Here is an 8569-nt window from a genome sequence, read left to right on the forward strand (position 1 = left end):
AGTAATTCGCTACTCCACAACTATTTCATATCCGCCTCATACGTTGAACTGATGACACGGTCCCCCTCCCGTCGGCGATTTCTCGCCGGCGTCGGTGCTGCCTCCACGATGGCGATGGTCGGGTCCGCGTCGGCGACGACGCGAACTCCCGACTCCGACACACTCGCTCAGACGGACCTCGAATCGACGGTCGATTCGCTCGTCGAGACGAGTTTACAAGAACACAACATTCCCGGTGCAACTGTCGCCGTCGTCTCCGACGGCGATGTGACGTTCACCAACGGGTACGGCGTCGCCGACCAAAGTACCGAAGACCCGGTCGACCCCGACGAGACGCTGTTCCGCGTCGGCTCTATCTCGAAAGCGGTCACCTGGACCGCGGTGATGCAACTCGTCTCGCGCGGCGACGTCGACCCAAACACGGACGTGACGGAGTATCTCGACGGCGTTCCGGTCGGAGACGGCTCCGACGACCCGATAACGATGGCGCATCTCGCTACTCACAGAGCCGGATTCGAGGAGTCGAATCGCGGGCTGTGGATACGGAACCCCAACGACGTGGACTCGCTGGAGTCGTATCTTCGGACGGCGCGACCAGCACGAGTTCGCGCGCCCGGTGAAGCCGGGTCGTACTCGAACTACGGTGCGGCGCTCGCCGGCGGCGTTCTCGCCTCCGTCGCCGAGAGTTCCTTCGTCGACGCCATACAATCACAACTGCTCGCTCCTGCCGGGATGGAGTCGAGCAGTTTCGAGCAACCGCTGCCCTCGTCGCTCGCGGAACGACACGCGACAGGGCACCTCTCGGGCCTCCGCTACGCCGACGGCGAGTTCCCGTTCCTCGGCCTTCGCCCGGCGGGGTCGATGTCCGCGACGGCCGCCGACATGGCACGCTTCATGCAACTGCACCTCAACGACGGCGTCGTCGACGGGCAACGAGTGCTCGGTTCCGAGGCCGTGAGCGACCTTCACCGACAGTGGGCGACGCACCACGAGGCACTGCCGGGGATGGCGTTCGGCCTCCTCGAACGCTTCTACGGCGACGTACGGATGCTGTGGCACAACGGGTCGACGCCCTCGTTTCACAGCGACATGGTCCTCGTCCCCGAACGCGGCCTCGGCATCTTCGTCTCGTTCAACGGCAGCGGCGGGGCCGCCGCCCGAAGCGACGTCGTGAGCGGCTTTCTCGACGCGACGCTCCCGACCCCGGAGTCGAGTTCCGAATCGCTCACGCCGGACGGACAACCGACGAACGCCGCGGCGCTCGAAGGGACGTACCGTTCGCTCCGCCTCTCGAAAACCGGTCACGACCGACTTCCGACGACAGTCCAAGCGCCGACTATCGACGTAAGTATCGCCGACGACGGCGCACTCGTCACCGAGGCGGGTGGGCAGTCGAACAGATGGATTGAGCGAGAACCGCTGGTGTTCGAGCACGAAGACGGCGGACGGCGACTCGCCTTCGGCAGCGGTAGCGAATCCGACGACGACGGCGACATCGAGTACCTCTTTCTGGATTCGAATCCGGCGACGGCGCTCGCCCGCGTCGACCGATTTGACCAACTGAATCTCCACGCTGCGATTTTGGGCATCTCCGTTCTCGGTATGCTCTCGGGAGTCGTCGGCTGGCCGCTCGCGGCCGGCATCGAACGGTTTCGAGACAGCGGCGACGCGTACTCGCTCCGGAGACTGCGTCGGTGGCGCGACAACCCTACGCTCGCCGCTCGTCTGCTCGTCGGCGGGGCCGCAGTCGTGTTCTTTACGTTCGTCGTCCTCGCTATCGGCCACTTCCTCGTGCAACCGCTCACGGTGCTCTCCGCGCCACCGTTGACGTTCAGTCTGCTGTTCGCGTTGCCGGTGCTCGCAGTCGTCGCTGTAGTCGGCGGTGCGATACTGGCTGTCCAAGCACTGACGCAGGACGGTGTGACGCTGGGCCGCGTTCACGACGCTGTGGTCGTCGCCGCGACGCTCGCGTTCTGCTGGTGGCTCGGCTACTGGAACTTGCTGTTGCCGCCGGCGTAGTTGTCGACCGACATCTGCTACGGACCGAGCGCTTCGACGAGCGCTCTGACCTGTGGCAGTCCGTTCTGTACGAGCGCTGTCGGCAGGCGACGTCGCGCACCGGCGAGAGCGTCGTCGAGCGCTGCCGACGCGTCGTCGAAGACTCCCGTTCCGTGTCCGACGATGAGTCGGTCCGGGTCGTAGCCCTCGAACAGTCCGCTCGGGGGACGCGGTCGCTGGAGGAGGTAGACGCCGATTCGCTCGTCGGCGACGGTGAATATCGGCGCGGTTCCCAGCACCTCCGGGATGTAGAGCGTTCGGTCGGACTCGCGGTACGCCAGCGTCTCCGCCCACCCCGGAAACGGCGTGTACCGGCGGACCGAAAACCCTGACTCACCGAGCGGTCCCGTGTAGCGGTCGACCGGCGCGTCGAGACGACTTTCGAGTCGTTTCATCCACGGCGGCATCGACACCGGAACGCCGTATCGCTCGGCGAATACGTCCGCGTCGCGGGCGTGGTAATCCGAGAAGACGGCGACGCCTGCGACGGACCCGAACTCGGAGATTAGGTCGTTGACGCCCGGCGCGTCGAGCGGGTCGAACAGCCAAACACCGTCGTCGCCGACGACGAGGTGACTCGCTCGCTGGCCGGCTTCGTCGGGGTATGCGAGCCAGCCGACACCGCCGTCCCAGCGGTCGACGACCCGGTATCCGTTGGAGTCGCTACGGTCGAACATCGTCATCGGCTTGCTCCCCTCGGATGGCGCGCACGCCTCGTTTGTGGTCGATGTTCGAGCACACTAGTTCGCGCCGTGGCCGTCTGCTCGCGCTGTTGCTTCGACATTCAGATTCGTGTGTGAGTTGTGTTCCCCCTATGTGTCTTTACCTCTCTGCCGAGTGTGAAGATAGCAGTCGCGGATGGCGAGAGCCACTTTGCTTGAATCGTTCGCCGACCGACTCGTCTCTCGTTTCGGTCGAACGAACAGACTGATTACACCGGCCGCCGCCGATTCTGTGTGAACGTCGACACGAACTACGGACAGTGGCAGCGACGCTCGGATACCGCCATCGCTGTCGGGGCGGTTCTGGTCGGACTGTGGTTGCTTTTCAGCGCCGAGTTTGTGAGTGCCGTCGCACTTTTTACCTTCGGCGCGATTGGCATCGCTCGATTCGTCTCGCCCGTCTTCCGCTCGTGGACCGACGACAACCAGTTCGCGTTCTTGTTCGTGCTCTCTCTGCTCTCTTGCGTCGCCGTTGCCGGCGTCTACCCTTTCTCGTCGCTGTGAGGCTATCGCCGCCGACCCGGGCAACTGAACGGTTTTGCTCGTCGGTGCTGTTCACTGCCTATGCCCGACAGACGACAGTACCGTTTCGAGGGAGTCGAACCGGAGATTCACCCGGACGCCGACGTGAGCCGTGAGTCCACACTCGTCGGCGACGTAACCGTGGGCGCCGACGCCAGCGTTTGGCCCGGCGTCGTTCTGCGCGGCGACATCGGCCCGGTCAGTATCGGCCAGCAGTCACACGTGGGCGACAACGCCGTCGTCCACGCGTCGACAATCGGCGACCGAGTGATGGTCGGTCACGGCGCGGTTATCAACGAGGCGACGGTCGAAGATGGCTCACTCGTCGGGTTCAACTCGACGGTGAACACCGGCGTCACCGTCGGCGCGGGAAGCGTCGTCGCCGCGGGAGCCGTGATACCGGAACAGTACGACATTCCCGCCGAATCGTTCATCCGAGGTGTTCCAGCGCGCGTCACGCCGCTGTCGGACGAACGCCTCAGCGCCGAGGAGATTTTCTCGAAGTACTCCTCCGGGGAGTACGGCGATTTGGTCGACAGACACGAGGAGTTGTTCGACGAGTAACCAAGAGACCGCGTTCGATAGACGGCAACCCGTCCGTTTCCGCACGAACGCTGGGTATGTGCGAACCTATCTCGGTGCTAGCTTTGTATCGTTACGGCCCGAACACTCCGCTGGGAATGATAGAGAAACTCCTCGGTGACGACGTGCGGAGTTCCGGTCGGTATCTCGCCGAGATAATCTACGGCGCGAACGACGGCATCGTCACGACGTTCGCCGTCGTCGCCGGCGTCGCAGGCGCAGCACTGAACCCTTCTATCGTGGTCATTCTCGGCGTCGCCAACCTCCTCGCTGACGGATTCTCGATGGGGATGAGCAACTATCTGAGTCGGCGCTCGGAGATGGATTATCAGGCAGCCGTGAACGACGGCGCACGCATCGACTCGGACGGCGGTAAATCCCCTGCGAGTACGGCGTTCGTCACGTTTCTCGCGTTCGTCGTCGCCGGATGGACGCCACTGTTGCCGTATCTGTTCGGCATCGACCCACTGTTCCCGTTCTCGATAGCCGTCACCGGTATCGCGTTTTTCGTCGTCGGTGCGAGTCGGAGTTTCGTCACCGACCGTCGCTGGTACATCAACGGAGCGGAGATGTTCCTCGTTGGGATGGCTGCGGCCACGGTTGCGTACGTCGTCGGGACGCTCTTGAGCGGGTTCGCCTGAGCGAATCAGGCTTCCGACTCACTCGGCGGATTGCTTTTGTGTCGCGTCTCTACAGCACGCTCGTCCGCGAACGTGTGTCGTCTGCTGAACCACGCAAGAAGGAAGAATAACGGAAGACAGACCACCAACGCGAGACCGAGCGTCGCCCAGTCTGTGAGTGAGAGTGCGACTGTGCCGAAGTACCGACGGACTGGCGTGTACAACACGGCCAACTGGAGAAGCAGCGACACCGCAACGGCGACGCCGAGCCATCGATTCGTCCAGATGCCCGTTGCTTTCACCGACCTGACGACGTAGAGTTTGGCGAACTCGAAGACGACGAATCCAGTGAACACCATCGTCATCGCGTACGGCGTCACCGACGGTGCGCCGTCGAGGGTCACGTACGTGAGCGTGAGCATCGCTCCCGTCGTGACGAGGCCCAGACCGCCGATGAGAGCCAGCATCTCTCTGTCGACGATGCCGCGGGTTCGTCGCGGGGGGCGGTCCATCACGTCGTCTCCGGTGGGGTCGATGCCCAACGCGAGTGCCGGAAGACCGTCGGTCAGCAGATTTATCCAGAGCAACTGGACCGCTGGGAGAACGAGATAGCCGAACAGCGAGGCGATGAACACCAGCAGTACCTCCGCGACGTTCGCGCTGAGTAGGTACGCGACGAACTTCCAGATGTTGTCGTACACCGTCCGGCCACGACGGACGGCGCTTCTGACCGTCGCGTAGTTGTCGTCCAGCAGAACGATATCGCTCGCCTCTTTGGCGACATCGGTCCCCCGGATTCCCATGGCGATGCCGACGTCCGCGCTCTTCAGCGCCGGCGCGTCGTTGACCCCATCGCCGGTCATCGCCACCCGATGGCCGTTCGACTGTAGCGCGCGGAGCAGTCGGACTTTCTGTCGTGGAACGGTCCGCGCAAACACGTCGGTGTGTTCGACTCTCGCTGCGAGTTCTTCGTCGTCCATCGCATCGAGTTCCGCCCCCGTCACGACGGCGGAGTCGATACCGACTCGTCGTCCGACCGCGGCCGCCGTCGTCCGGTTGTCGCCGGTAATCATCTTCACGTCGATGCCGGCGCGTCTGGTGTCTTCGATGGCCGCTCTGACCTCCTCGCGTGGCGGGTCGAGGAGTCCCTGAAGGCCGACGAACACCAGATTCTCCTCGGGGTCCGGCCCCGTTCGGTCGCCGTAGGCGAACCCGAGTACGCGAAGTGCGCGGTCAGCGAACGCGTCGGTCTTCGCGTCGATGCTGGCACGCATCTCGCCGGTCAGCGGTTCGACGCCGTCGGAGGTGAGAACGTGTGTCGAGCGTTCCAGAACGACGTTCGGTGCGCCTTTGACGTAGACAACGCCGTCGTGTATCGTCGCCATCCGGCGTCGGTCGGCGGTGAACGGTATCTCGTCCTGTCGGGGCTTGTTCGCTCGAAGGCTCGCCACATCGAGACCCTGTTCGACCGCGACATCGACGAGGGCGCGCTCCGTGGGGTCGCCACGCTCGGCATCGACGGGCGCATCGTTGCAGACGGCTCCGATTTCGAGTACCGTCCGGAGGCGAGCGTCGACCACTCCGACCTTCTCTGCAGTCTCTTCTTCGGAGCCCGCGCCGAATCCGTGTTCCTCGTCGTACACCCACGCCGTTTGGACGCGCATCCGTCCCTCGGTCAGGGTGCCTGTTTTGTCCGTACAGATGACGTCGATAGCGCCGAGCGCTTCGACGGCTGGAAGCGCCCGAACGAGCGCATTCTCGCGGGTCATCCGTCTGACCCCGAGCGCGAGAGTCAGTGTCACTACCGCGGGAAGTCCCTCCGGTATCGCGGCGACGCCGAGCGAGATAGCCGCAAGCGCCGCCTGAACGGCGTCGGTTCCCCGGAGTATCAGCAGTGGCGCGACGACGGCGGCCAGCACGACGACGGCCACTCCGAGTCGTCGACCGAGGCGGGCGAGGTCTCGCTGTAGCGGCGTCTCGGGGTCGACCGATTCGACCAGTTCGGTCGCAATCTCACCCATCTGCGTCCCCATCCCTGTTGCGACGACGAGGGCTTCGCCTCGCCCACGAGTGACGCTGGTTCCGCTGAACACCACGTTCGAGCGCTCGGCCAGCGGTGTCTCGGCTGGAAGCGTCCCTGCGTGTTTCGCCACCGGTACGCTTTCGCCCGTGAGGGGCGCTTCGTCGACTTCCAGCGCGTGTGCATCGAGAAGACGAGCGTCGGCCGGGACGACGGTTCCCTGTTCGACGAGGACGACATCGCCGGGAACGAGTTCCGTCGCAGGAACTGTAGTCTCCCGTCCGGAGCGTCGGACGACGACGGATGGCGTAGCCAGTTCACGCAGCGCGTCGAGACTCGCCTCGGCTCGGTACTCCTGTAGAAAGCCGAACACGCCGTTGACGAGGACGATACCCGAGATGAGCACCGCGTCGACGGCGTGGCCGACGGCGACCGATAGCACTGCCGCCGCGACGAGTACGACGATGAGCGGACTCGTGAACTGCGAGACGAACAGCGAGACGGCACTCCGTCTCGTCTCGGTTGTGAGTTCGTTCGGACCGTGGTCGTCGAGACGGCGGGCGACCTGTGCGTCTGTGAGTCCGTCGCGGTCGCTCTCGACGCGGCCGAACAGTTCGTTCAGGGACGTGGTGTGCCAGTCCATCGTCTCTCACCTGTCGAAGAGCGTGTCGACGTCGCCGGACTCGTCGCGACCGGTATACCGTCTCAACAACGGTGGGACACTTAACGAAGAAGTCCGAATCCGGTCGGTACGTCCCCTACCGGAAGATGAGAGAGACGTTTCACGCCCGATTTATACCGAGCAGGTCTGCTATCGAGGTATGGACGCCGGAATCCACGCACAGATACAGGTGAGCGGCGTCGAAGGCTGTCCTGCTGCATCCCTGAGCGAGGATGTCGAAATCGAATCTGTCGTCCTCGACCGCCAAACGGGGTCCCGGGACGGTACCGTCGTCGGTGAAGTCACCGTCGACCACGCTGACACCGAGATGGAGGCTCCCGAGGGCGTCCAACGGGTGTTCGACGACGACACCCGCTCCGTGTATCGGTTCGTGAACCGAACCGGTGACTGCCCCTGTGGTCGCGTTCCCGACCACGGCTGTCCCGTTCGTACGGTTCGCGCCGATTCCGGGTCGCTCTTGCTGTCGTTTATCGCCTCTGACGTCCAGACGCTTCGGTCTATCGTCACCGACCTTCGGTCCTGCTGTGGAGCAGTCCGTGTACAGCGCTTGACGCAGTCGACGCCAGAGTCCCAACGCCTCCTGTTCGTAAACCGCGAGGCGTTCACCGACCGACAGTACGAGGTCCTGCAGACGGCCCACGAGATGGGGTACTTCGCCCGCCCGAAACGAGCCGACTCGGCGGCGGTCGCAGCGGAGTTGGGTATCTCGGTGGCGACGTTCAGCGAGCATCTCGCTGTCGCGCAGGAGAAGCTTCTCGACCAAGTACTGACAAAAAAGTGACAACCACTCTGGAGCGTGTGATTTTCTGACTAGCAGTGATAAAAACCCGAGTGTCTTAGCGAGAACAGATATCGGCTCAGTACTCGAAAAGACGACCGTTCGATGTCCGAAACCATCTATCGAAGAATCGGTGGGAGAGATGCTGTCGAAACCGTCGTAAACGACTTCTACGACCGCGTTCTTGCGGACGAGCGACTCGTCGGGTACTTCGAGGGAATGGAGATGGAACAGCTCCGTGCCCACCAAGTCCAGTTCGTCAGTTCCGTCGCCGGTGGCCCAGTCGAGTACAGCGGTGAGAACATGCGTGAAGCACACGCCCACCTCGACATCACCGAGGCGGACTTCGACGCCGTCGGCGTCCATCTCGAACGTGCCTTGCGCGAAAACGGTGTCGGCGACGACGACGTCGAGAGCATTATGGACGAAGTCGTCGCGCTGAAAGACCCGATACTGGGTCGGACGTAGCTGTACCGTCCAGTTCCGTACGTCGAAACGTTCGCTCTTCTATCTTTTCAAGGCGAGAATCCCGCACTTTAGGGCGGGCGTGAAGCCGACAACTCCTACACGGACCACAGTCGGTTG

General features: G+C 63.5%; 8 protein-coding genes. 6 read left to right on the forward strand and 2 right to left on the reverse strand.

Annotated elements, in window-relative coordinates; genetic code table 11:
• The first annotated feature begins 51 nt into the window (after positions 1–51).
• Positions 52–2019, forward strand: a complete 1968-nt coding sequence (locus tag AUR64_RS19560; protein ID WP_058583652.1) for a serine hydrolase domain-containing protein — start codon at positions 52–54, stop codon at positions 2017–2019.
• A gap of 17 nt (positions 2020–2036) precedes the next feature.
• Here the strand turns inward: AUR64_RS19560 and AUR64_RS19565 are convergent, their stop codons facing one another.
• On the reverse strand, positions 2037–2741 hold the full coding sequence (locus AUR64_RS19565) for a hypothetical protein (RefSeq protein WP_058583653.1): 705 nt from the start codon (positions 2739–2741) through the stop codon (positions 2037–2039).
• Between the two features lie 273 nt (positions 2742–3014).
• On the opposite strand from AUR64_RS19565, the gene AUR64_RS19570 reads away from it, so the two are divergent.
• The 3 genes from AUR64_RS19570 to AUR64_RS19580 all read left to right on the forward strand — a co-directional run bounded on the left by AUR64_RS19570 (position 3015) and on the right by AUR64_RS19580 (position 4525).
• Entirely contained in the window at positions 3015–3284 is a 270-nt protein-coding gene (locus AUR64_RS19570; protein WP_058583654.1) for a hypothetical protein, read from the forward strand.
• 60 nt (positions 3285–3344) lie between these two features.
• Complete coding sequence (locus tag AUR64_RS19575) at positions 3345–3866, forward strand: gamma carbonic anhydrase family protein (protein ID WP_058583655.1); 522 nt, start codon at positions 3345–3347, stop codon at positions 3864–3866.
• Between the two features lie 116 nt (positions 3867–3982).
• The gene (locus tag AUR64_RS19580; protein ID WP_058583656.1) at positions 3983–4525 is read left to right on the forward strand and encodes a VIT1/CCC1 transporter family protein; all 543 of its coding nucleotides are present in this window, start codon (positions 3983–3985) and stop codon (positions 4523–4525) included.
• Positions 4526–4530: 5 nt separating this feature from the next.
• Here AUR64_RS19580 and AUR64_RS19585 read toward each other — a convergent pair whose 3' ends face one another.
• Entirely contained in the window at positions 4531–7167 is a 2637-nt protein-coding gene (locus AUR64_RS19585) for a cation-translocating P-type ATPase (RefSeq protein WP_071391337.1), read from the reverse strand.
• A 178-nt stretch (positions 7168–7345) separates the two neighbouring features.
• Between AUR64_RS19585 and AUR64_RS19590 the strand changes: the two genes are divergently transcribed.
• Both AUR64_RS19590 and AUR64_RS19595 read left to right on the forward strand, forming a co-directional pair.
• A complete protein-coding gene (locus AUR64_RS19590; protein WP_058583657.1) occupies positions 7346–7987 on the forward strand; it encodes a helix-turn-helix domain-containing protein in 642 nt (213 codons plus the stop codon).
• A 102-nt stretch (positions 7988–8089) separates the two neighbouring features.
• Positions 8090–8452: a group I truncated hemoglobin gene (locus AUR64_RS19595; RefSeq protein ID WP_058583658.1), complete on the forward strand. Its 363-nt coding sequence runs from the start codon at positions 8090–8092 to the stop codon at positions 8450–8452.
• Positions 8453–8569: the final 117 nt, after the last annotated feature.

Source organism: Haloprofundus marisrubri (genome assembly GCF_001469955.1).
GTDB classification, from domain to species: Archaea; Halobacteriota; Halobacteria; order Halobacteriales; family Haloferacaceae; genus Haloprofundus; species Haloprofundus marisrubri.